General features: G+C 73.8%; 21 protein-coding genes. 17 read left to right on the plus strand and 4 right to left on the minus strand.

The window, feature by feature from the left end; translation table 11 throughout:
- The first annotated feature begins 104 nt into the window (after nt 1-104).
- The 7 genes from AC5L3Z_RS26245 to AC5L3Z_RS26275 all read left to right on the plus strand — a co-directional run bounded on the left by AC5L3Z_RS26245 (nt 105) and on the right by AC5L3Z_RS26275 (nt 9052).
- Nucleotides 105-1733, plus strand: coding sequence for a lipopolysaccharide biosynthesis protein (locus AC5L3Z_RS26245; protein ID WP_494845780.1), 1629 nt, complete (start codon nt 105-107; stop codon nt 1731-1733).
- The gene (locus tag AC5L3Z_RS26250) at nt 1726-2655 is read left to right on the plus strand and encodes a glycosyltransferase family 2 protein (protein ID WP_494845781.1); all 930 of its coding nucleotides are present in this window, start codon (nt 1726-1728) and stop codon (nt 2653-2655) included. Before AC5L3Z_RS26245 ends, AC5L3Z_RS26250 begins: the two co-directional genes overlap by 8 nt.
- Nucleotides 2648-4678: an O-antigen ligase family protein gene (locus AC5L3Z_RS26255; protein ID WP_494845783.1), complete on the plus strand. Its 2031-nt coding sequence runs from the start codon at nt 2648-2650 to the stop codon at nt 4676-4678. Before AC5L3Z_RS26250 ends, AC5L3Z_RS26255 begins: the two co-directional genes overlap by 8 nt.
- Nucleotides 4679-4755: 77 nt before the next feature.
- Nucleotides 4756-6273: a lipopolysaccharide biosynthesis protein gene (locus AC5L3Z_RS26260; protein ID WP_494845869.1), complete on the plus strand. Its 1518-nt coding sequence runs from the start codon at nt 4756-4758 to the stop codon at nt 6271-6273.
- 13 nt (nt 6274-6286) lie between these two features.
- On the plus strand, nt 6287-7174 hold the full coding sequence (locus tag AC5L3Z_RS26265; protein WP_494845784.1) for a sulfotransferase domain-containing protein: 888 nt from the start codon (nt 6287-6289) through the stop codon (nt 7172-7174).
- 99 nt (nt 7175-7273) lie between these two features.
- On the plus strand, nt 7274-8452 hold the full coding sequence (gene aroC, locus AC5L3Z_RS26270) for a chorismate synthase (protein ID WP_494845786.1): 1179 nt from the start codon (nt 7274-7276) through the stop codon (nt 8450-8452).
- A gap of 93 nt (nt 8453-8545) precedes the next feature.
- On the plus strand, nt 8546-9052 hold the full coding sequence (locus AC5L3Z_RS26275; RefSeq protein ID WP_494845787.1) for a shikimate kinase: 507 nt from the start codon (nt 8546-8548) through the stop codon (nt 9050-9052).
- A gap of 10 nt (nt 9053-9062) precedes the next feature.
- Here the strand turns inward: AC5L3Z_RS26275 and AC5L3Z_RS26280 are convergent, their stop codons facing one another.
- Nucleotides 9063-9791 (minus strand): alpha/beta fold hydrolase, encoded by a 729-nt coding sequence (locus AC5L3Z_RS26280; RefSeq protein WP_494845789.1) that lies wholly within the window; start codon nt 9789-9791, stop codon nt 9063-9065.
- Between the two features lie 81 nt (nt 9792-9872).
- Here AC5L3Z_RS26280 and AC5L3Z_RS26285 point away from each other — a divergent pair, with 81 nt between their 5' ends.
- Nucleotides 9873-10895, plus strand: a complete 1023-nt coding sequence (locus AC5L3Z_RS26285; RefSeq protein ID WP_494845790.1) for a helix-turn-helix transcriptional regulator — start codon at nt 9873-9875, stop codon at nt 10893-10895.
- Between the two features lie 159 nt (nt 10896-11054).
- Here AC5L3Z_RS26285 and AC5L3Z_RS26290 read toward each other — a convergent pair whose 3' ends face one another.
- Complete coding sequence (locus tag AC5L3Z_RS26290) at nt 11055-11816, minus strand: cytochrome c oxidase assembly protein (RefSeq protein ID WP_494845792.1); 762 nt, start codon at nt 11814-11816, stop codon at nt 11055-11057.
- Complete coding sequence (locus tag AC5L3Z_RS26295) at nt 11813-12331, minus strand: DUF2243 domain-containing protein (RefSeq protein ID WP_494845793.1); 519 nt, start codon at nt 12329-12331, stop codon at nt 11813-11815. Before AC5L3Z_RS26295 ends, AC5L3Z_RS26290 begins: the two co-directional genes overlap by 4 nt.
- 144 nt (nt 12332-12475) lie before the next feature.
- Here AC5L3Z_RS26295 and aroB point away from each other — a divergent pair, with 144 nt between their 5' ends.
- From aroB to nusB, 4 genes are read left to right on the plus strand one after another with little or no spacing between them, the layout of a single operon-like run.
- Nucleotides 12476-13552 (plus strand): 3-dehydroquinate synthase, encoded by a 1077-nt coding sequence (gene aroB / locus AC5L3Z_RS26300; RefSeq protein WP_494845795.1) that lies wholly within the window; start codon nt 12476-12478, stop codon nt 13550-13552.
- On the plus strand, nt 13549-14031 hold the full coding sequence (gene aroQ / locus AC5L3Z_RS26305; protein ID WP_494845796.1) for a type II 3-dehydroquinate dehydratase: 483 nt from the start codon (nt 13549-13551) through the stop codon (nt 14029-14031). The genes aroB and aroQ overlap by 4 nt, the downstream gene beginning before the upstream one ends.
- A 44-nt stretch (nt 14032-14075) precedes the next feature.
- Complete coding sequence (gene efp / locus AC5L3Z_RS26310) at nt 14076-14633, plus strand: elongation factor P (protein WP_074318567.1); 558 nt, start codon at nt 14076-14078, stop codon at nt 14631-14633.
- Nucleotides 14634-14656: 23 nt separating this feature from the next.
- Nucleotides 14657-15067: a transcription antitermination factor NusB gene (nusB, locus tag AC5L3Z_RS26315; RefSeq protein ID WP_334531893.1), complete on the plus strand. Its 411-nt coding sequence runs from the start codon at nt 14657-14659 to the stop codon at nt 15065-15067.
- Between the two features lie 76 nt (nt 15068-15143).
- On the opposite strand, the gene bldD is transcribed toward nusB, so the two are convergent.
- Entirely contained in the window at nt 15144-15632 is a 489-nt protein-coding gene (gene bldD, locus AC5L3Z_RS26320; RefSeq protein ID WP_013285505.1) for a transcriptional regulator BldD, read from the minus strand.
- A gap of 290 nt (nt 15633-15922) precedes the next feature.
- Between bldD and pyrR the strand changes: the two genes are divergently transcribed.
- From pyrR to carB, 5 genes are read left to right on the plus strand one after another with little or no spacing between them, the layout of a single operon-like run.
- Entirely contained in the window at nt 15923-16507 is a 585-nt protein-coding gene (pyrR, locus tag AC5L3Z_RS26325) for a bifunctional pyr operon transcriptional regulator/uracil phosphoribosyltransferase PyrR (RefSeq protein ID WP_494845797.1), read from the plus strand.
- Entirely contained in the window at nt 16504-17430 is a 927-nt protein-coding gene (locus AC5L3Z_RS26330) for an aspartate carbamoyltransferase catalytic subunit (protein WP_494845798.1), read from the plus strand. The genes pyrR and AC5L3Z_RS26330 overlap by 4 nt, the downstream gene beginning before the upstream one ends.
- Nucleotides 17427-18704: a dihydroorotase gene (locus AC5L3Z_RS26335; RefSeq protein WP_494845800.1), complete on the plus strand. Its 1278-nt coding sequence runs from the start codon at nt 17427-17429 to the stop codon at nt 18702-18704. The genes AC5L3Z_RS26330 and AC5L3Z_RS26335 overlap by 4 nt, the downstream gene beginning before the upstream one ends.
- A complete protein-coding gene (gene carA / locus AC5L3Z_RS26340; protein WP_494845801.1) occupies nt 18705-19850 on the plus strand; it encodes a glutamine-hydrolyzing carbamoyl-phosphate synthase small subunit in 1146 nt (381 codons plus the stop codon).
- The gene (carB, locus tag AC5L3Z_RS26345; RefSeq protein WP_494845803.1) at nt 19843-23190 is read left to right on the plus strand and encodes a carbamoyl-phosphate synthase large subunit; all 3348 of its coding nucleotides are present in this window, start codon (nt 19843-19845) and stop codon (nt 23188-23190) included. Before carA ends, carB begins: the two co-directional genes overlap by 8 nt.
- Nucleotides 23191-23255 lie beyond the last annotated feature (65 nt).

The following is a 23255-nucleotide window of genomic DNA, read 5'->3' on the forward strand; positions in this document are numbered from 1 at the left end:
CGCAGGTCAACGGTCGGCGACAATGGGACCACCATCCGGGGTGTCCCGGCCGTCGTCCGGCCCGCGCCGTCCCGCCGAGCTCGCATCGCAAGAGGACCTGACTGATGGACGTGACCGACGTCGCTTCCGCCCGGCAACGGCCGGTCGGCCTGGCCGAGCTGGCCCGCATTCCGCTGCGGCGGTGGCGCACGGTGCTCGCCAGCACAGGGCTCGTGCTGCTCGCGGTGGTCGGCTACCTGGTGCTGCTGCCGGCCACCTACACGGCGACGACCGCCGTGGTGGTCCGGCCGGTGGTCACCGACCCCTTCTCGGTGCCCTCCGGCGGCGCCGACCGGGCGGTCAACATGACCGCCGAGAGCGGCATCGCGACCAGCAACGACGTCATCGACAAGATCGCCGCGATCACCGGCCGGGACACCGAGGGCGTGACCGACGCGCTCGTCGTCGAGACGCCGGTCGGCGGCCAGGTGATGCGCTTCAGCTACGCCGGCCAGAGCGAGAGCGAGGCGGTCGCCGGCGCCAACGGCGCCGCGGAGTCGTACCTGCAACTGCGCAAGGGCATGTACGAGAACCAGCGCGCCGCCGTGCTCAAGTCGTACGACGACACCATCGCCCTGGTCACCACGCAGCGCACCACCACCCAGAGGTCGCTGCCGGCCAACCAGAGCACCAGCAACCCGTCGCCGCGCACCAGCGCGCTGCTGGACCAGCTGCGGGCGCTCAACGACCAGCTCGCCACCCTCGCCGAGCAGCGTTCCAAGATCGCCTCGGCGGACCTGAGCCCCGGCTCGGTGACCAGCGCCGCCCGCGCGCCGGTGCCCTCCAGCCGCGACGCGGCGCCGCTGATCCTCGCCGCGGGGCTGCTCGGCGGCCTGCTGCTCGGGGGGCTGGTGGCCTTCGTCCGGGAGTCCCTGGACCGTCGGGTCCGCACGGCCGAGGAGGCCAGCGCGCTGGTGGGCGCCCCGCTGCTCGGCACCATCGGTTGGGAGCGGGCCGGGCGGCCCGCCGAGTCGGACCTGCGCTACCTCGTGCTGGCCCTCGGCAAGTGGGTCGACGGGCCGCAGCGCGCCCCGCTGGTGCTGCTCTCCACCTCGACCGACGAGGGACGCGAACAGCTCAGCGCCGGTCTCGCCGCCGTGCTGGCGCAGGCCGGCCACCACGTACGCCTCGGCACCACCCCGGAGAGCCGGGACCGGATCCGCCCGCTGCTGCAGGACGCCCAGCGCCGGCATCCCGCCGTCGAGCCGGCCCGCCCCCCCGTGCCGCGACCCCGGCCGCTGCCGAACCTCGCGGCCACGCCCGACCGGGCGGCCACCGCCAGCCCCGACGAGACCATGGTCATCCAGGCGGTACGCAAGCCCCGCCCGTTCCCCACCCAGGATGCGAAGAACGGCGTGTACCGGTCCACCACCACGGAGGCGGACAAGACCGAGATCATTCCGCGTGTCCCGCCGTCGACCGCTGCGGTCTCCGGCGGGGAGCAGTTGCGGATCGGCTCCGGGTCGGTGCGCCTGGTCGAGCTGGACGCGCCGGCCGACGGACTCACCGTCCTCGACGCGCCCCCCGCCCTGCACGACGAGCGCGGCGTCCGGGCCGCCCGTGAGGGCCGGGCGGTGCTGGTGACGGCCCGGGACCGCACCCACACGGGTCGGCTGGGCCAGTTGGTGGAGCGGCTGCGCGCCGTCGGGGTGGAGCCGGTCGGTTTCGTGGTGACGGGAGAGAAGCGTGACTGACCGGGGCCGGCCGGAGCACCCGCCGGTGACCGTCGTGGTGGCCACCCGGGACCGGCCCGGGCTGCTGGAGCGGGCGGTCCGGGCGGTGCTCGACCAGGACTATCCCGGGCCGGTCGAGTGCGTGGTGGTGTACGACCACACCGACATCCGGCCCCTCGACCTCGAGGTGCCCGCCGGTCGTAGCCTGCGCTACGTCAACAACACCCACCGGCGGGGCCTGCCGGGGGGCCGCAACACCGGGGCGGACGAGGCGACCGCCGACCTGATCGCGTTCTGCGACGACGACGACTTCTGGCTGCCGGCGAAGCTGCGCCGCCAGGTGGAGCTGCTGGCCTCCCGCCCCGACGCGGCCGCCGCGAGCTGCGGCATCCGGTTGGAGGGCCCGGGCATCGCCAAGGAGCGCCGGCTCGACCGGACCGAGGTGGGCCTGCCCGACTTCGTCGAGGACCGGGTCATGGAGGTGCACTCCAGCACCGTCCTGGTCCGGCGCTCCACCTGGGAAGCGATCGGCCCGGTCGACGAGGAGCTGCCCGGCGGCTACGGCGAGGACTACGAGTGGCTGCTGCGGGTGGCGGCGCACGGCCCCGTGGTGATCGTGCCCGAGGTGCTGGTCGTGGTGGACTGGCACGGCGGGTCGTTCTTCTTCGGCCGCTGGGCGATGATCGTCGAGGCGACCCGCTACCTGCTGGACAAGCATCCCGAGCTGGCCGGCAGCCGGACGGGCCTGGCCCGGCTGCACGGCCAGATCGCCTTCGCGCTCGCCTCCGGCCGCCGACGCCGGGAGGCGGTGCGCGAGCTGGGCCGGGTGCTCCGGCTCAACCCGCGCGAGAAGCGGGTGCTGGTCACCGTGCCGGTGGTGCTGGGCCTGCTCTCCGGGGAGCGCGTGCTGCGCCTGGCCCAGCGCCGGGGGCGGGGTGTCTGACCGGCGGCCCGGGGTGCGCACCGCGCCGACCGGGCCGCCGCCGCTGCCCACCTGGCCGTTGCTGGCCATGTTCGGCCTGGTGCCGCTCTGGTGGGCGCTCGGCGCGTTCTATCTCGGTTGGACGGTCTTCGGGGTCGTGCTGCTGGCGCTGCTGGTCACCCGGGGACGGGTGGCGTTGCCGGCGGGCACCGCGACGTGGCTGGTCTTCCTCGCCCTGGTGCTGCTCAGCGTCACCCGACTGGACCGGGCCACCGCCTACCTCACCTTCGGCCTGCGCTTCGGCTTCCTGCTCACCGCCCTGATCGTGTGCGTGTACGTGTACACCCTGGTCCGCGAGGGTGTCCCGTGGGACAAGGTGCTGCGCCCGCTGGGCTGGTACTGGCTGGCGGTGGTCGCGCTCGGCTGGCTGGGCGTGCTGATGCCCACGTTCGCCCTGACCACGCCGGTGGAGATGCTGCTGCCGGGGAACATCTCCGGGGAGCGGTTCATCCAGGCGCTCACCCACGTCCGGGCCAACGAGTTCAACCCGGTGTCCCGCAACCCGATCTACCGGACGGCGGCGCCCTACCCGTACACCAACAACTGGGGAACGGCGTACGCGCTGCTGGTGCCCTGCGTCCTGGCGTACCTGACCTCGGTGCGGACCGGGCGGTTCCGGGTGGTGCTGATCATGTCTCTGCCGCTGTCGATGGTGCCGGCGTTCATGACCCTCAACCGGGGCATGTTCCTCGGCCTCGGCGCCGGCCTGTTCTACCTCGGCCTGCGCGCCCTGATCCGGGGCAACGCCCGGCTGATCGCCTCGATCGTCGGGCTGGTGCTGCTGGTCTGGGTGGTCAGCCTGGTGGTGCCGGTGCAGGAGCTGATCGACGCCCGGGTCAGCAGCACCGACACCAACGTCGACCGGATGGACCTCTACGTCCGTACCTGGCAGGCGGTGGAGCGCTCACCGCTGCTCGGGTACGGCGCCCCGAACAGCGTCGACACCACCCTCGCCGAGGAGCCGCTGGGCACCCAAGGCATGGTCTGGCAGGTGCTGTACAGCCACGGCATCCCGGCGCTGCTGGCGTTCCTGCTCTGGATGGTGCTGGTCGCGAAGCGGCTCGCCGCCGCGGTCTCCCCGGCCGGCCAGTGGCTGAGTACCATCCCGGTGATCGCCCTGGTGGTGATCCCGGTCTACGCCTACATCGATCCGAACATGTCGATCATCTTCTTCGCGGCGGGGGCGGGGCTGGCGGCGGTCAGCGGGCCGGTCAACCGGCCCGGCTCGGCGCCGGCCGCCGGCGCCACCGCACCGGTGGCGGCGCCCACGGCCCCGCCGGTCCGCGCCACCGGGGCGGCCGCCGTCCCGGCGCGGGCCACCGCCGCCGTCCCGCCACCCGCCCCGGCCGAACCGCTGGTCGCCCGCGCCGCCGTGCCGGCCCCGAGGGTCGACCCGGAGCGGACCGGTGCGCCGGTGACCGCGTCGGCGTCCGTGCCGAGGCCGGCGGGCCCGGTCGATGCGGAGACGACCCGTCCCTCCGGGCCCGGTCCGGCGCCGGAGCGGACCGGTGCGCCGGTGACCGCGTCGGCGTCCGTGCCGAGGCCGGCGGGCCCGGTCGAGCCGGGCGCCGTGCCGGCGCCGGCGCCCGCGTCGTCCGGGGCGACACCGGCCGGTGTCCCGCCCCGCCCCACTCCGGTCGCGGCGCAGCCGGTGGCCGGGCGTGCGGTGGTCGCGCCGACCGCCGTGGGACCCGAGGCGGCCGTGGGCCACGCGCCGCAGCGGGCCGCCGCGCGGAGCGTGGACGCGCCGACCGTGATCCAACCGGTACGGCGGGACCCGGAGGCGGGCCGGGTCGAGCCCGGCGCCGGGGCGCGACCGCCGGTCCGCGAGCAGTCGCCCCCGACGCAGCAGCCGGCGGCCCGGGTGCCCCGGCAGACCGGGCCCGGCGAGCCGGCGCGGCCCGAGGCGGCCACCCCGTCGGTGCGGGTGCCGGCCGGGCGTCCGGAGGAACCGGTCGCGGGCGGCGAGGGGGAACGGGCATGAGTCAGCCGGGCAGCGGGACGTCGCCGGCGACGGCGGTCGCGCCGCCGCCGGTCGACCGGGACGCGAACGTCGCCGCCGTGACCCCGGGCGGGCCGGGGGAGTCGACCGGGCCGGGCGAGGTCCGGCGCAGTGCCCGCAGCGGCGCGGTCGGGCTGGCCGGCGCGGCCGTCAACGGCGCGCTGGGTTTCGTGCTGACCGTGGTGATCGTGCGCGGCTATGGCGCCGCCGGCTCCGGCGCGCTCTTCACCGCGATCGGGGTGGTCTCCATCCTCGGTGCGGTCTGCTGCGCGGGCGCCGACACCGCCCTGGTCTGGGCGATGCCCCGCCGGCGCGCCGGGGCCGGTGGCGACGCCGCGCGGCTGCTGCCGGTGGCGCTGCTGCCCGTGCTGCTCCTCAGCGCCGTCGTCGCCGCGGCCGGCGCGCTCGCCGCCGACCGGCTCGCGCCGATCTTCTTCGACAGCCCCGACGGGCCGGCGCTGCTGCGGCTGGCCTTCCTGGCCCTGCCGGCGACCGTCGCGATGACGGTGCTGCTCGCGGCCGTACGGGCGGTCCGGCCGGTTGCCGCCGTGGTCGGCATCCAGTACGTCGGGGTGCCGCTGGCCCGGCCGGCCCTGCTGCTCGCGGCGGTGGCGGCGGGAGCCGGCGTCGCGGTCGGCTTCGCCGGCTGGCTGCTGCCGGTGCTCGCCGCCGTGGTGGCCGCCGCCGTGCTGCTGGTCCGCCCGCTCGGCCTGCTCGGCGGCGCGCGGCTGCGCCCGGACCGGGCGGACTGGCGTACCCTCTGGGGTTTCGCGCTGCCCCGCGCGGTGTCGGCGGCGATCGACGCGAGCAGCATGTGGGTCGGGGTGCTGCTCACCGCCGCGCTGGCCGGTGCGACGCAGTCCGGCGTCTTCGCCGCCGTGGGCCGCTACGCCCTGGCCGGACTGCTGATCATGCAGGGGCTGCGGGTGGCGGTCGCGCCGCAGCTGTCCCGCCTGCTCGGGCAGGGCCGCGCCGCGGACGCGGCGCTGGTCTACCGGCGGGTCACCATGGTGATCATCATGCTCTCCTGGCCGGCCTACCTGCTGCTCGCCGTCTTCGCGCCGGCCTTCCTGAGTCTCTTCGGCGACGGCTTCGCCGCCGGCGCCACCCCGCTGGCGGTGCTCGCCGGCGCCATGATGGTCAACTCCGGGGTGGGCATCGTGCAGACGATGCTGCTGATGAGCGGCAACAGCCGCCGTCACCTCCAGGCCACCCTGGTGGGCCTGACCCTCACCGTGGGCCTGGGCGTGGTGCTGATCCCCGACCACGGCGCGCTCGGCGCCGCGTCCGCGTGGACCGCCGGCATCGTCGCGGAGAACGTGCTGGCCGCGCTGGCCGCCCGGGTCGCCGTCGGGGAGCCGCTGCTGACCCGCTCGGTGGGGCGGACCGCCGCCGCGGTGGGCGGGGGCGCCGCCGTGATCGCGCTGCTCAGCGCCGTGTCGGCCGGGCGCGGTGTCGCCGGCCTCGCGCTGGCCCTGGCGGTGCTGGCGGTCACCGCCGCGGGGCTGATGGCGAACCGGCGGGTCCGCCGGACGGTCCGCGCCACCGTGACGATGCTCGGGCCGCGACCGGCGTGAGGAGAGGGGAACGATGACGATCCGCGACCGGCTCAAGGGTGCGGTGCCGCACCAGGTCACCCGCCAGGTGCGCAGCTCGCTGGTGCGCTACGGCGAACGGACCGCCGACCGGCGGCCGCTGCCGGACTTCCTGATCACCGGTACCAAGCGCGGCGGCACCACCTCGCTCTGGCGCTACCTGCTGGAGCACCCCCTCGTGCCCCGGCTCTTCCCGGCCTGGAACACCAAGACCTCGCACTACTTCGAGGAGAACTGGGGACGCAGCGAGACCTGGTACCGGTCGCACTTCCCGACCGAGCGCCAGCGCCGGGCCCTGGAGAAGCGGCACGGCGGGCCGGTCCGGGTCGGCGAGGCCGCCCCGCTCTACATGTTCCACCCCCTGGTTCCGCAGCGGGTGGCCGACCTGCTGCCCGACGTGCGGCTGATCTTCCTGCTCCGCGACCCGGTGGAGCGGGCGTACTCGCACTGGAAGGAGCGGCGCACCGAGGGCCGGGAGCCGCTGGACTTCGCCGAGGCGCTGGCCCGCGAGGAGGAGCGGACGGCGGGGGAGCGGGAGAGGCTGATCGCCGACCCGACCTACTTCAGCGAGGCGTACGACTGGTACACCTACCGGGCCCGGGGCCGCTACCTGGAGCACCTGGAGCCGTGGCTGGCCCGCTTCGACGCCGAGCAGCTGCTCATCCTGCCCAGCGAGACGCTCTACGCCGAACCGGCCGCCACCCACGCCCGGGTGCTGGACTTCCTCGGCCTGCCGCCGCACCGGCTGGCGACGTACGAGGCGCACAACCACCGGCGCAGCAGCAAGATGGACGAGGCCGTGCGGGCGGAGCTGAGCGAGTACTTCGCGCCGTACAACGCGGCGTTGTCGGAGCGGCTCGGGATGCGTTTCGACTGGTCCTGACCGGCACCGGTGACCTGCCCCGCGGACGTCCGCGTCCGCAGGGCGGGACGCGGCGGGCACGGCGTCGCGGCGGGCACCGGGCGTGACAGACTGACCGCTGTGTTGCGCTGGCTGACTGCAGGTGAATCGCACGGTCCCGCCCTGGTGGCGTTGCTGGAGGGCGTCCCCGCCGGGGTGGCGGTGACCTCCACCGACATCGCCGGTGAGCTGGCCCGGCGCCGGCTCGGCTACGGCCGTGGCGCGCGGATGTCGTTCGAGCAGGACGAAGTCGAGATCATCGGCGGGGTACGGCACGGCCGCACCCTCGGCAGCCCGGTGGCGATCCGGGTTGGCAACTCCGAGTGGCCGAAGTGGCGCACGGTGATGGCGGCCGACCCGGTCGACGCCGACGAACTGGCCCGGCAGGCCCGCAACGCGCCGCTGACCCGCCCCCGGCCCGGCCACGCCGACCTCGCCGGCATGCAGAAGTACGGCCACACCGACGCCCGGCCGATCCTGGAGCGGGCCAGCGCGCGGGAGACCGCCGCACGGGTCGCCGTCGGCACGGTCGCCAAGGCCCTCGTCCGGCAGGCGCTCGGCATCGAGATCGTCTCGCATGTGGTGGAGCTGGGTCCCGTCGCCGCCAAGCCGGGCCTGCGGCCCCGGCCGGAGGACGCCGAGCGAATCGACGCCGACCCGCTGCGCTGCCTCGACCCGGAGGCCAGCGCCCGGATGGTCGCCGAGGTCGACGCCGCGAAGAAGGCCGCCGACACCCTCGGCGGCGTGGTCGAGGTGCTGGCGTACGGGGTGCCGCCGGGCCTGGGCAGCCACGTGCAGTGGGACCGCAAGCTCGACGCCCGGCTGGCCACCGCGCTGATGTCCATCCAGGCCATCAAGGGCGTCGAGATCGGCGACGGCTGGCAGCAGGCCCGCTCCCGTGGCTCGGAGGCGCACGACGAGATCATGCCGACCGCCACCGGTGTCCGCCGGGTCACCGACCGGGCCGGCGGCCTGGAGGGCGGCATCACCACCGGTGAGCCGCTGCGGGTCAAGGCGGCGATGAAGCCGATCTCGTCGCTGAACCGGGCCCTGGCCACCGTCGACGTGACCACCGGCGAACCGGCCACCGCGATCAACCAGCGCTCCGACGTCTGCGCCGTCCCGGCGGCGGCGGTGGTCGCCGAGGCGATGGTGGCCCTGGTGCTCGCCGAGGCGGCCACCGAGAAGTTCGGCGGCGACTCGGTGGCCGAGATCCGCCGCAACCTCGACGGCTACCTCGACGCGCTGGTGATCCGGTGATCGGCCGGGCGACGCCGGGGCGGAGTGTGCTCCGGTGAGCGCGAGGAGTGCAGCGGAGCGGAGCCCCGCAGTCGCGAACGACAGGGTGATCCCGTGACGAAGCCGCTCTGCGTGCTGGTCGGGGCGCCCGGCTCCGGCAAGTCCACCATCGGCTCGGAGCTGGCGACGCTGCTGGGCGTCGAGTTCCGGGACACCGACACCGACATCGAGCGGCTCGCCGGCAAGCCGATCCCGGAGATCTTCATCGACGAGGGGGAGGCGCACTTCCGTACCCTCGAACGGGCCGCGGTGGCGGCGGCGCTGGCCTCGCACGGTGGGGTGCTCGCGCTCGGCGGCGGCGCGGTCCTCGCCGAGGAGAACCGCGCCGCGCTGGTCGGGCACACCGTGGTGCACCTGTCGGTGGAGCTGTCCGACGCGGTGAAGCGGGTCGGGCTCGGCGCCGGCCGGCCGCTGCTCGCCATCAACCCCCGGGCCACCCTGAAGTACCTGATGGACCAGCGCCGACCGCTCTACGCCGAGGTGGCCACCGCGACCGTGGTCACCGACGGGCGCACCCCGGCGGAGATCGCCGGCGAGATCGCCGGCCTGCTCAAGCCCTGACCCGGGCGGGTCAGCCCCGGGCGATGGCGTCGAGCAGGTCCGCGAGGGCCTTCGGCTCGCTCAGCATCGGCCAGTGGCCGGTCGGCAGGCCGTGCAGCTCGGCGCCGGCGAGACCGGCGAAGAACGGGTGACCGTCGGCGATCATCGCACCGGCCACCTCCACCGGGAAGGTGCAGGCCACCAGCGCGGTCGGCACCGGCCGCCCGCCGGTGCGCCGCACCGGGTCGGTCGCCGCACCCAGTGGGTGTCCGGTGGAGCGGCGGCGCAGCAGCGCCAGCGCGGCGTCGTCCAGACCGGCCAGGTTCTGCGGGTCCTCGGCGGGTTCCCAGGCGGGCGGCGGCAGCAGGTGCCCGTCGCCGATCAGCGCGCGCAGCCGCTCCTGCTCCTCCGGCGGGTTGCAGTCGAACTGGGACACCCCGTCGGGCAGCGGCCCGCTCTCCACGTAGACCACCCGGGCGATCCGGTCCGGCATCCGGTCGGCCGCCTGGGTCACCGGCATCCCGCCGCCGGAGTGTCCGACCAGGATCACGTCGCGCAGCTCCTCCGCCTCGATCAGTCCGGTGAGGTCGGTGGTGTGCGTCTCCAGGTCCACCTGCGGGCCGGCCAGGTGCGCCCGTTCGGCCACCCCGGTCAGCGTCACCGGGTACCCGTCGTGGCCGCGCCCGCGCAGGTCGGCGGTCACCTCCCGCCACGCCCAGCCGCCCAGCCACAACCCCGGCACCAGCACGAACGTCGCCATCTCGGATCTCCCTTTCTCGATGTCCAGGGACACCGTAGGCTCGGATCCGGACGACTTCCGCCCGGTATCGTGAGGTGGCCCGTGTCACATCCCGCCGGTCGGGTGCTGGCGATGCTCGAACTGCTCCAGAGCCACCACCGACTCACCGGCGCCGAACTGGCCGACCGGTTGCGCGTCGACGAGCGGACCGTGCGTCGCTACGCCACCACCCTGGCCGAGCTCGGCATCCCGGTCACCGCCGCACGCGGCCGGTACGGCGGCTACCGGCTGCGCCCCGGCTACAAGCTCCCGCCGCTCATGCTCACCGACGACGAGGCGGTCGCGGTGCTGCTCGGCCTGGTCGCGGCGGAGCGGCTGGGGCTGGGCACCGAGGAGCCGGCGACCGTCACCGCCCTGGCGAAGATCCGGCGGGTGCTGCCGGCGCCCCTCGCCGAGCGGCTCGCCGCCGTCCAGGACCACCTCGGCTTCACCCTGCGCCGCGCCGACCCGGCGCTCCGCCCGGCCGCCGCGACGCTGCTCACCCTCGGCGCGGCCACCCGGCAGCGGCGGCGGGTGACGCTGGACTACCGCTCCTGGCGGGGGGAGCCGTCACGGCGGCAGGTCGACCCGTACGGGCTGGTCTTCCACGCCGGTCGCTGGTACGTCACCGGCCACGACCACCTCCGCGACGAGATCCGCACCTTCCGGCTGGACCGGATCGGGGAGGTCAGCCCCGGCCCGGAGAGCTTCCACCTGCCGGACGGCTTCGACCCGGTGGCCCAGGTGACCCGCTCGCTGGCCGGGGTGCCGTACGCGCACACCGTCGAGGTGCTGCTGGAGACCGACCTGGCCGCCGCCCGCCGCCGCGTCCCGCCCAGCGTCGCCGAGCTGACCGAGGTCGCCGACGGAGTGCTGCTGCGGGCCCGCGCCGAGCACCTCGACGGGATGGCGCAGCTCCTCGCCGGGCTGGGCTGGCCGTTCACCGTGCTCGCCCCCGACGCGCTGCGCGACGCCGTCCGCGCACACGCGACCCGGCTGGCCGCCTGGGCCGAACGGCCGCTACCCGCCGTCACTGGGGCGGGCACCGGACACCACAACGAGCCTGATACCTCAGAGGCATATTGATGCCTCTGAGGTATCACGCTTACTCAGGCAACCGCCTTCCGGCGCCGCCGACGACACGCACCACCGCCTCACCCAGCCGATCATGAATCGCTCACGCCGGCCGGGATCGGGGGCGGCGCGACGGGCGGCCGGCCGTAACCGGGCGGGCGGTGTCCGGGCTCAGGCCGGCGACGGCGCCGTCCCGGGCCGGACGCGGCGGGGCGCCGGGCGCCAGGTGACCAGCAGGGCCAGGGCGAGCAGAAGTTCGGCGAGGTCGCCGCCGTAGTACATCAGCGTCGCCGCCGCCCGGAGCTGCTCCGCCGGCGCGGCGGTGTCGACCAGGCCGACGTACATCAGCTGGGCGAGGGTGGCGTGCGCGGCCACCGACACCCCCAGCACCACCAGCCGGACGGGCACCCCCGGCCGGTGCGGCCCCGGGTCGGGGCCGGCGATCGCCCAGCAGAAGAGGTATCCGCTGACCAGGAAGTGCAGCAGCACCAGCGCGTGCAGGCCCGGGTCGCTCAGGACGGCGCGGTGCAGCGGGGTCAGGTGCAGCAGGTAGAGCCCGCCGGCGGTGAGCAGCAGGCCGGTGACCGGGTGGGCGAGGGTCCGCGCCACCGGGTGGCGCAGCAGCCGCAGCGCCGCGCGTCCGACGTCGCGGCGTACCGTGCGCAGCGCCAGGGTGCCCGGCGCGCCGAGCACCAGTCCGAGTGGCGCGACCATCCCGACCAGCAGGTGCTGCCACATGTGCCCGACCAGGTCGTGGCCGGGGAGCACCACGGCCACCGCGAGCAGCGCGGCGCCCGCGCCGAAGCTCGCGGTACGCCAGTGGCTCCACCCGCCCTGGTCGCGCTGCCGCAACGCGGCGGCCAGGTAGACCCAGAACAGCACCGGCGGTACGAGCAGCAGCGGGCCGACGACGGTCGGCGCGTGTCCGGTCATCGCCGGTCGGCGCAGGTGTCCACCACCGTGGCCCGCCGCTGCACCGCCCAGCCCACCGCGATCAGCGCCACGCCGAGCAGCAGGAAGCCGATGTCCCAGGCGGTCTGGTGCGGTCCGCCGCGGACGTGGTGGATGCCGAGCAGGTGGTGGTCGACCACCCCCTCGACCAGGTTGAACAGCCCCCAGCCGACCAGCGCCCAGCCCCACAGCGCGCCGGAGCGCCAGAGCCGGCCCCGGGACCGGGTGACCCGGGCGTACAGCAGGGCCAGGCCGGTGAGCACCGCGATCCAGGTGACGACGTGGAAGAGCCCGTCCCAGAGCGTGTTCATCTCCAGGCCGGGCACGGTGTCCACCGGATACGCCCGGAGCCCGAGGTTGTCGCTGCCGGTGCTGCTGAGCAGGTGGTGCCACTGGAGCACCTGGTGCAGCAGGATCCCGTCGACGAGCCCGCCGAGCCCGACGCCGAGGATGGTGGCGGGCAGTCGGATGTCCGCGCCGTCGATCGTGCCGGCCATGGGCCACCTCCGCCGTCGTGGGTCGGTCGTTCCGCCGGTGCCCCCGCTGCGCCCGGCTAAACGTCGGTCCCGGCCGGCGCGTCCCGGCGCCATCAGGTGGACACCGCCCGTCGGGGGCCCGTAACTGCACTAGGCTGCGCTGCGATGGACGAGGTGACCCGGATTCCGGTCGGCGGCGACCAGCCGTACGACGTACTGGTCGGACGTGACCTGCTGGCTCCGCCGCCGCGGCTGCTGCCCGGCGCGGAGCGGGTGGCGGTGCTGTACGCCGCCCCGCTCAAGGGGCTGGTCGACGCGTTCGGCGAGCAGTTGCGCGCGGTGGGTGTCGCCCCGCTGCCGATCGAGGTGCCCGACGCCGAGGCGGGCAAGCGGATCGAGGTGGCCGCGCACTGCTGGGACCGGTTGGGCGAGGCCGGCTTCACCCGTACCGACGCGGTGGTCGGGGTGGGCGGCGGCGCGGTGACCGACCTGGCCGGCTTCGTCGCGGCCTGCTGGCTGCGCGGGGTGCGCTGGGTGCCGGTGGCGACGTCGCTGCTCGGCATGGTCGACGCCGCGGTCGGCGGCAAGACCGGCGTCAACACCGCCGCCGGCAAGAACCTGGTGGGCGCGTTCCACCCCCCGGCCGGGGTGATCTGCGATCTGGCCACCCTGGACAGCCTGCCGCCGGCGGACCTGGCCGCCGGGCTGGCCGAGGTGGTCAAGTGCGGCTTCATCGCCGACCCGGTGATCCTCGACCTGGTCGAGCGGGACCCGGCCGCCGCCACCGATCCCCGCGGCCCGGTGGCCCGGGAGCTGATCGAGCGGGCGATCCGGGTGAAGGCCGACGTGGTCTCCGGTGACCTGCGCGAGTCGGGGGTGCGGGAGGTGCTCAACTACGGGCACACCCTGGCGCACGCCATCGAGAAGGTGGAGGGCTACCGCTGGCGGCACGGGCACGCCGTCGCCGTCGGCACCGTCTACGCCGGCGCCCTGGCCCGGCTGGCCGGACGCCTCGACGCGGCCACCGCGCAGCGGCACCGCACCGTCATGGCCGCGCTCGGCCTGCCCACCAGCTATCCGGCCGAGGCGTGGCCCCAGCTGCTGGCCACCATGCGGGTCGACAAGAAGGCGCGGGGGAGCACGCTGCGCTTCGTGGTGCTGGACGGCCTGGCCCGGCCGGCGATCCTGGAGGGCCCGGACGACGAGCTGCTGCACGCCGCCTACCGGGAGATCTCCTCGTGAGGGTGTACGTGCTCAACGGCCCGAACCTGGGCCGGCTGGGCACCCGGCAGGTGGACGTGTACGGGGTGACCAGCTACTCCGACCTGGTGACGCTCTGCGTCGACACCGGCCGCGAGCTGGGTCTGGACGTCACCGTCCGGCAGACCGACGCCGAGCACGAGCTGCTCGGCTGGCTGCACGAGGCCGCCGACGAGGGTGCGGCGGTGGTGCTGAACCCGGCCGCCTGGTCGCACTACTCGATCGCCGTACGGGACGCCTGCGCGATGCTGCGCGCCCCGCTGGTCGAGGTGCACATCTCCAACATCCACGCCCGGGAGGAGTTCCGGCACCACTCCGTGGTCTCGGCCGTGGCGACCGGGGTGATCTGCGGCCTGGGCGTGGACGGCTACCGGCTCGCCCTGCGCCACCTGGCGACCCGCCTCGACGCGGAGGGCGGGTCGGCGTCGGCCGGCGGCCAGTGGCCGAGTGGACGCAGCTAGTAGACTTGTCAGGTCTGTCCGCCAATTGATGATCAAGGCAGGAAATGGCATCCACCAACGACCTCAAGAACGGCCTGGTACTCAACCTCGACGGGGAGCTCTGGGCCGTCGTCGAGTTCCAGCACGTCAAGCCCGGTAAGGGTGGGGCGTTCGTCCGCACGACGCTGAAGAACGTGCTGTCCGGCAAGGTCGTCGACAAGACCTTCAACGCGGGCACCAAGGTCGAGACCGCGACCGTGGACAAGCGCACCATGCAGTACCTCTACGCCGACGGCGAGGACTACGTCTTCATGGATCTGGAGACGTTCGACCAGATCACCGTCCCCGGCGGCACCGTCGGCGAGGCCGCCAACTACCTCCTCCCGGAGGCCGAGGCGACCGTCGCCACGCACGAGGGTGTCCCGCTCTACATCGAGCTGCCCACCTCCGTCGTGCTGGAGGTCACCTACACCGAGCCGGGTCTGCAGGGCGACCGTTCGACCGGCGGCAACAAGCCGGCGACCGTCGAGACCGGCGCGACCGTGCAGGTGCCGCTCTTCATCACCACCGGCGAGAAGATCAAGGTCGACACCCGCGACGGCCGTTACCTCGGCCGCTCCTGATGGCCGAGGGTCCCAAGCAGCAGATGCCGTCGCGCCGCAAGGCGCGCAAGCGGGCGCTGGACGTGCTCTACGAGGCCGACCTGCGTAAGCGGCCCCCGGTCGAGGTGCTCGCCGGCTACGTCGAGCGGATCGAGAAGCCCCGCCCGGAGCACCTCGGCTACGCGGTCAGCCTGGTCGAGGGGGTCGCCGCCCACCTCGACCGGATCGACGAGCTGATCGCCAGCTACGCCGAGGGTTGGACCCTGGACCGGATGCCGGTGGTCGACCGCAACCTCGCCCGGATCGCCGTGTACGAGCTGCTCCACGTCGACGAGATCGACGACGCGGTGGCGATCAGCGAGGCGGTGGAGCTGGCCCGGCAGATGTCCACCGACGACTCGCCGCGCTTCCTCAACGGCATCCTCGGCCGGATCGCCGAGTACGCCACCCGCTGACCGGCGTTGCCGAGGCTGGTACGAACGAAAGGGCCCGTGCCTGGCGGCACGGGCCCTTTCGGTGCGACAGCGTGGATCAGGACGCGAAGAACGCCCGCGGGTCGGCGACGAGCACGCCGTGCTCGGTGAGCCGCTCGATCAGGCCGGACGGCGAGGCGTCGTAGACGATCGCCAGGGCGCGCAGGTCGTCGGCGCGGATGGAGAGCACCCGGCCGTTGTAGTCGCCGCGCTGCTGCTGGATGGCCCGGGCGTAGCGGGCGACGTACGCGAGGTCCTCGGAGGCCTCGTCGTAGAGCCGCTCCAGGTCCAGGACGATCTTGCTGGTGGGCTCGTGCCGCACCCCGCTGCCGTCGGGCAGCAGCTCCGAGACGGGAACGCGGTAGAAGTCGGCCAGCTCCGCCAGGCGGGACACGGTGACGGCCCGGTCGCCGCGCTCGTACGAGCCGACCACCACGGCCTTCCACCGCCCGTTCGACTTCTCCTCCACCCCTTGCAGGGACAGACCCTGCTGCTGGCGGATGGAGCGCAGGCGGGCGCCCAGCGACTTGGCGTATTCAGAGGGCATTCGGACACTCCCAGTGCTGTGCTTTGGGGTTCTCCCAGCGATCGCTACGGAGCGTGACGGTACGGGGATTGCGACACCGGGTCAAGTGGTCGTGACCTTACCGTTGGGGAGCGCGGGGGGACTTATCCCCTTTTCGCCGACCTGATCCGGGGATCAGTGGGTGCCGACGATCGACCTGGTGACCGCTGGTAACGTGGCGTGAAGCTCCGACCCGGGCCGCCCGCGGCCCGGCCGGAGACCCCAGACGTCCTTTAACGACCCGTCCCGTGAGGCGGGGAAGGAGGTCCGCCGTGGCCTGCCCACCGGCTGCCCAGTCATCGCCCCCACGACAACCCTCGGTGAAGGTGATCCTCGCCAGCGCCGACGTGCAGCGCGTCGTCGACCGGATCGCCCACCAGATCCTGGAGAAGACCCAGGGCGCCGCGGATGCCGTCCTGCTCGGCATACCCACTCGCGGAGCTCCGCTCGCAAGGCGCCTCGCCGCCCGGATCAGCACCTTCGAGGACGTGGACGTCCCGGTCGGCGTGCTGGACATCACTCTCTACCGCGACGACCTGCGCCGGCACGCCACCCGCGCGGTCGGACCGACCCAGCTCCCGCCGGGCGGCATCGACGGCAAGCGGGTCATCCTCGTCGACGACGTGCTCTTCTCCGGCCGCACCGTGCGGGCCGCGCTCGACGCGCTCAACGACGTCGGCCGCCCGGCCACCGTGCAGCTCGCCGTCCTGGTCGACCGCGGCCACCGCGAACTGCCGATCCGCGCCGACTACGTCGGCAAGAACATCCCGACCTCCCTCGCCGAGAGCGTCAAGGTCACCCTCGCCGAGACCGACGGGGCCGACGAGGTCAGGCTGTACGGGGGTACTTCTTCATGATCCGGCACCTGCTCTCCGGGGCCGACCTGGACGCGGCCACCGCCACCCAGATCCTGGACACCGCCGCCGAGATGGCCACCGTCGCCGGCCGGGAGGTCAAGAAGCTTCCCGCGCTGCGCGGCCGGACCGTGGTGAACCTCTTCTACGAGGACTCCACCCGGACCCGGATCTCCTTCGAGGCGGCCGCCAAGCGGCTCAGCGCCGATGTGATCAACTTCTCCGCCAAGGGCTCCAGCGTGACCAAGGGGGAGAGCCTGAAGGACACCGCGCTCACCCTCCAGGCGATGGGGGCCGACGCAGTGGTGGTGCGGCACCCCGCCTCCGGCGCCCCGCACCGGCTGGCCAACTGGGTGGACGGGTCGGTGGTCAACGCCGGCGACGGCACCCACGAGCACCCCACCCAGGCGCTGCTCGACGCGTACACGATGCGCTCCCGGCTGGGCCGGCTCGCCGGCCTGCACGTCGCGGTGGTCGGGGACGTGCTGCACTCCCGGGTGGCCCGCTCCAACGTGCTGCTGCTCTCGACCCTCGGCGCCAAGGTCACCCTGGTCGGCCCCCCCACCCTCATCCCGGTGGACATCGCCGCCGCGCTCGCCCCCGGCACCAACGTCTCCTACGACCTCGACGCCGTTCTCCCTGATGTGGACGTGGTGATGATGCTGCGGGTGCAGCGCGAGCGGATGGGCGACTCCTACTTCCCCTCCGCCCGCGAGTACGCCCGCCGCTACGGCCTCGACGGCCCGCGCATGCGCCGACTGCCGGAGCACGCGATCGTCATGCACCCCGGCCCGATGAACCGGGGCATGGAGATCACCCCCGAGGTCGCCGACTCACCCCGCTCCACCATCGTCGAACAGGTCGCCAACGGGGTCTCCGTGCGGATGGCCGTGCTCTACCTGCTGCTCGGAGGGAACAACCGGTGACCGCGTACCTGATCAAGAACGTGAGCGTCGTCGGCGCCGCGCCGACCGACCTGCTGATCCGCGACGGCGTCGTCGCCGAGACCGGCGCGGGCCTGACCGCGCCGGACGCCACCGTGCTCGACGGGACCGGGCTGGTCGCCCTGCCCGGCCTGGTCGACCTGCACACCCACCTGCGTGAGCCGGGCCGGGAGGACGCCGAGACCGTCGAGTCCGGCTCCCGCGCGGCGGCGCTGGGCGGCTACACCGCCGTCTGCGCGATGGCCAACACCTCTCCGGTCGCCGACACCGCCGGCGTGGTCGAGCAGGTCTGGCGGCTCGGCCGGGAGGCCGGGCTGGTCGACGTGCAGCCGATCGGCGCGGTCACCGTCGGGCTGGCCGGCGAACGGCTGGCCGAGCTGGGCGCGATGGCCGACTCCGCCGCCCGGGTGCGGATCTTCTCCGACGACGGGCACTGCGTCGCCGACCCGAAGCTGATGCGCCGGGCGCTGGAGTACGTCAAGGCGTTCGACGGGATCATCGCGCAGCACGCCGAGGAGCCGCGGCTCACCGAGGGCGCGCAGATGCACGAGGGCGAGGTCTCCACCCGGCTCGGGCTCACCGGCTGGCCGGCGGTCGCCGAGGAGGCGATCATCGCCCGCGACGTGCTGCTGGCCGAGCACGTCGGCAGCCGGTTGCACGTCTGCCACGTCTCCACCGCCGGCAGCGTCGAGGTGCTGCGGCACGCCAAGGCGCGCGGGGTGCGGGTAACCGCCGAGGTGACCCCGCACCACCTGCTGCTCACCGACGCCCGGGCCGAGACCTACGACCCGGTCTACAAGGTCAACCCGCCGCTGCGCACCGAGGCCGACATCGCCGCGCTGCGCGCCGCGCTGGCCGAGGGCGTCATCGACATCGTCGCCACCGACCACGCCCCGCACGCCGTGGAGGACAAGGAGTGCGAGTGGGCGTACGCCCGGCCGGGCATGCTCGGCCTGGAGACGGCGCTCTCCATCGCGCTGGAGGTGCTCGGCCCCGAGTGGGACCTGATCGCCGAGCGGATGTCCCGCACCCCGGCCCGCATCGCCGGTCTCGACGGGCACGGTCTCGACCCGGCGCCCGGCGTGCCGGCCAACCTCACCCTGGTCGACCCGGCCGCCCGCCGGGTCATCGAGCCCGCGGAGCTGGCCAGCCGCAGTCGCAACACCCCGTACGCCCGCATGACGCTGCCGGGTCGCATCGTGGCGACCTTCCTGCGCGGCGAGCCGACGGTCCTGGACGGAAAGGCTGTCAAGTAAATGGCGAAGCGTAGATCGGCGATCCTCGTTCTGGAGGACGGCCGGACCTTCCACGGCGAGGCGTACGGCAGCGTCGGGGAGACCTTCGGTGAGGCGGTCTTCAACACCGGCATGACCGGCTACCAGGAGACCCTCACCGACCCGTCGTACCACCGGCAGGTGGTGGTGCAGACCGCGCCGCACATCGGCAACACCGGCGTCAACACCGAGGACGACGAGTCCGGCCGGATCTGGGTCGCCGGTTACGTGGTGCGCGACCCGGCCCGGATCGGCTCCAACTGGCGGGCCACCGGCGGGTTGGAGGACCGGCTCGCCGCCGAGGGCGTGGTCGGGATCAGCGGCGTCGACACCCGGGCGCTCACCCGCCACCTGCGCGAGCGCGGCGCGATGCGGGTCGGCGTCTCCAGCGTCGAGGACGACCCGCGCGCCCTGCTGGCCCGGGTCCGCCAGTCGCCGCAGATGGTCGGCGCGGACCTCTCCGCGCAGGTCACCACGGAGAAGCCGTACGTGGTCGAGGCGGTCGGCGCGCACCGGTTCACCGTGGCCGCCCTCGACCTGGGCATCAAGCGCAACGTGCCGCGCCGGCTCGCCGCGCGCGGGGTCACCACCCACGTGCTGCCCGCCTCGTCCGGCATCGACGACCTCCTTGCCACCGGCGCGGATGCGGTCTTCTTCTCGCCCGGCCCCGGCGACCCGGCCACCGCGGACGGTCCGGTCGCGCTCGCCCGGGAGGTGCTGCGCCGTGAGGTGCCGCTCTTCGGCATCTGCTTCGGCAGCCAGATCCTCGGCCGGGCGCTCGGCTTCGGCACCTACAAGCTCGGCTACGGCCACCGGGGCATCAACCAGCCGGTGCTCGACCGGGCCACCGGCAAGGTCGAGGTGACCAGCCACAACCACGGCTTCGCCGTCCAGGTGCCGGGCGCCGGGCCGGGCGTGGTCGTCCCCGACCAGGTGATCGAGACCGAGTTCGGCGGTGTCCAGGTGTCGCACGTCTGCCTCAATGACAACGTGGTCGAGGGGCTGCGGGCCCGGGACGTGCCCGCCTTCACCGTCCAGTACCACCCGGAGGCAGCGGCCGGTCCGCACGACGCGGACTACCTCTTCGACCGCTTCGCCGAGCTCATCGAAGGCGGTAGGAATGCCTAAGCGCAAAGACCTCAAGCACATCCTGGTGATCGGCTCCGGGCCGATCGTGATCGGGCAGGCCTGCGAGTTCGACTACTCCGGCACCCAGGCCTGCCGGGTGCTGCGCAGCGAGGGGATCCGGGTCAGCCTGGTCAACTCCAACCCGGCGACGATCATGACCGACCCGGAGTTCGCCGACGCCACCTACGTCGAGCCGATCACCCCGGAGTTCGTCGAGCTGGTCATCGCCAAGGAACGCCCGGACGCGATCCTGCCCACCCTGGGCGGGCAGACCGCGCTGAACACCGCGGTCGCCCTGCACGAGGCCGGCGTCCTCGACAAGTACGGCGTGGAGCTGATCGGCGCCAACATCGACGCGATCAACCGCGGCGAGGACCGGCAGCTGTTCAAGGACATCGTGGCCAAGGCCGGCGCCCGGCTCGGCGTCGAGGACCCGACCGCCCTGGTGCCCCGCTCCCGGGTCTGCCACTCGATGGACGAGGTCGAGGCCACCGTCGCCGAGCTGGGCCTGCCGGTGGTCATCCGGCCGTCCTTCACCATGGGCGGCCTCGGCTCCGGCATGGCGCACACCCCGGAGGACCTGGCCCGCATCGCCGGCGACGGCCTGACCGCCAGCCCGGTGCACGAGGTGCTCATCGAGGAGAGCGTGCTCGGCTGGAAGGAGTACGAGCTCGAGCTGATGCGCGACCGCCACGACAACGTGGTGGTGGTCTGCTCCATCGAGAACCTCGACCCGATGGGCGTGCACACCGGCGACAGCGTCACCGTCGCCCCGGCCATGACGCTCACCGACCGGGAGTACCAGCGCCTGCGCGACCTGGGCATCGCGGTGCTGCGCGAGGTCGGGGTGGACACCGGCGGCTGCAACATCCAGTTCGCGGTCAACCCGGCCGACGGCCGGATCGTCGTGATCGAGATGAACCCCCGGGTGTCCCGCTCCTCGGCGCTGGCCTCGAAGGCCACCGGCTTCCCGATCGCGAAGATCGCCGCCAAGCTGGCCATCGGCTACACCCTGGACGAGATCCCCAACGACATCACCCTGAAGACCCCGGCGGCGTTCGAGCCGACCCTGGACTACGTGGTGGTGAAGATCCCCCGGTTCGCCTTCGAGAAGTTCCCCGGCGCCGACCCGGAGCTGACCACCACGATGAAGTCCGTCGGCGAGGCGATGAGCCTGGGCCGCAACTTCACCGAGGCGCTCAACAAGGCGATGCGCTCGATGGAAACCACATCATCGGGTTTCTGGACCACCCCGGACCCGACGGGGGCGACGAAGGAGAACACCCTCGCCGCGCTGCGGATGCCGCACGACGGCCGGCTCTACACCGTCGAGCGGGCGTTGCGCCTCGGCGCGTCCATCGCCGAGGTGGCGACGGCCTCCGGCGGGATCGACCCCTGGTTCCTGGACCAGATCGCCGCCCTGGTCGAGCTGCGCGCGGAGATCGTGGACGCCCCGGTGCTCGACGGGGAGCTGCTGCGCCGGGCCAAGCGGGCCGGCCTGTCCGACCGGCAGCTGGCCGCGCTGCGCCCGGAGCTGGCCGCCGAGGACGGCGTCCGTACCCTGCGGCACCGCCTCGACGTGCGGCCGGTCTACAAGACCGTGGACACCTGCGCGGCCGAGTTCGAGGCCACCACGCCGTACCACTACTCGACGTACGACCAGGAGACCGAGGTCGTCGCCTCGGACCGGCCCAAGGTGCTCATCCTGGGCTCCGGCCCGAACCGGATCGGCCAGGGCATCGAGTTCGACTACTCCTGCGTGCACGCGGTGATGGCCCTCCGCGCGGTGGGCTACGAGACCGTGATGGTCAACTGCAACCCGGAGACGGTCTCCACCGACTACGACACCGCCGACCGGCTCTACTTCGAGCCGCTGACCTTCGAAGACGTGCTGGAGGTCTGGCACGCCGAGGACTCGTCGGGCAGGGCGGCCGGCGGGCCGGGCGTGGTCGGCGTGATCGTGCAGCTCGGTGGGCAGACCCCGCTGGGGCTGGCCCAGCGACTCAAGAACGCCGGCGTGCCGGTGGTCGGCACCTCGCCGGAGTCGATCCACCTCGCCGAGGAGCGGGGCGCGTTCGGCGCGGTGCTCGCCCGGGCCGGGCTGCGCGCCCCGGCGCACGGCATGGCCACCTCGTACGACGAGGCGAAGGAGATCGCCGACGAGATCGGCTACCCGGTGCTGGTCCGGCCGTCGTACGTGCTCGGTGGGCGGGGCATGGAGATCGTCTACGACGACGCCACGCTGCGCGACTACATCGGCCGGGCCACCGACATCTCCCCGAACCACCCGGTGCTGGTGGACCGCTTCCTCGACGACGCCATCGAGATCGACGTGGACGCGCTCTGCGACGCCGACGGCGAGGTCTACCTCGGTGGCGTGATGGAGCACATCGAGGAGGCCGGCATCCACTCCGGCGACTCGTCCTGCGCGCTGCCGCCGATCACCCTGGCCGGCTCGCACCTGGCCCAGGTGCGCCGCTACACCGAGGCGATCGCCCGGGGCGTCGGCGTGCGCGGGCTGCTCAACGTCCAGTACGCCCTCAAGGACGACATGCTGTACGTGCTGGAGGCGAACCCGCGGGCGTCCCGGACGGTCCCGTTCGTCTCCAAGGCCACGGCGGTGCCGCTGGCGAAGGCGGCGGCCCGGATCGCGCTCGGCGCCACCATCGCCGAGCTGCGCGCCGAGGGGCTGCTCCCGCCCACCGGGGACGGCGGCGTGATGCCGGCGGACGCCCCGATCGCGGTGAAGGAGGCGGTGCTGCCGTTCAAGCGGTTCCGCACCCCGTCGGGCAAGGGCATCGACTCGCTGCTCGGCCCGGAGATGAAGTCCACCGGCGAGGTGATGGGCATCGACACCAACTTCGGGCACGCCTTCGCCAAGTCCCAGTCCGCCGCGTACGGCTCGCTGCCCACCGGCGGCAAGATCTTCGTCTCGGTGGCGAACCGGGACAAGCGCGGCATGATCTTCCCGATCAAGCGCCTGGCCGACCTGGGCTTCGAGATCGTCGCCACCACGGGCACGGCCGAGGTGCTGCGCCGGCACGGCATCGCCTGCGAGCAGATCCGCAAGCACTACGAGGCCGGCGAGGGCGAGGACGCGGTGTCGATGATCCTCGGCGGCGACGTCGCCCTGGTGGTCAACACTCCGCAGGGCTCGGGCGCCAGCGCCCGCTCCGACGGCTACGAGATCCGCAGCGCGGCGGTCACGGCGGACATCCCCTGCATCACCACGGTCCCCGGCGCGGCGGCCGCCGTCATGGGCATCGAGGCGAGGATCCGCGGCGACATGCAGGTCCGCCCCCTCCAGGAGCTGCACGCTGCCCTGCGAGCGGCCGAGTGACCGCCCCCGTCACCGCGGTGATCATGAAGTTGGCGGCAGTCGAGGAGATCGACTTCGCCGTCAAC

It is taken from the genome of Micromonospora sp. LZ37, assembly GCF_059359015.1.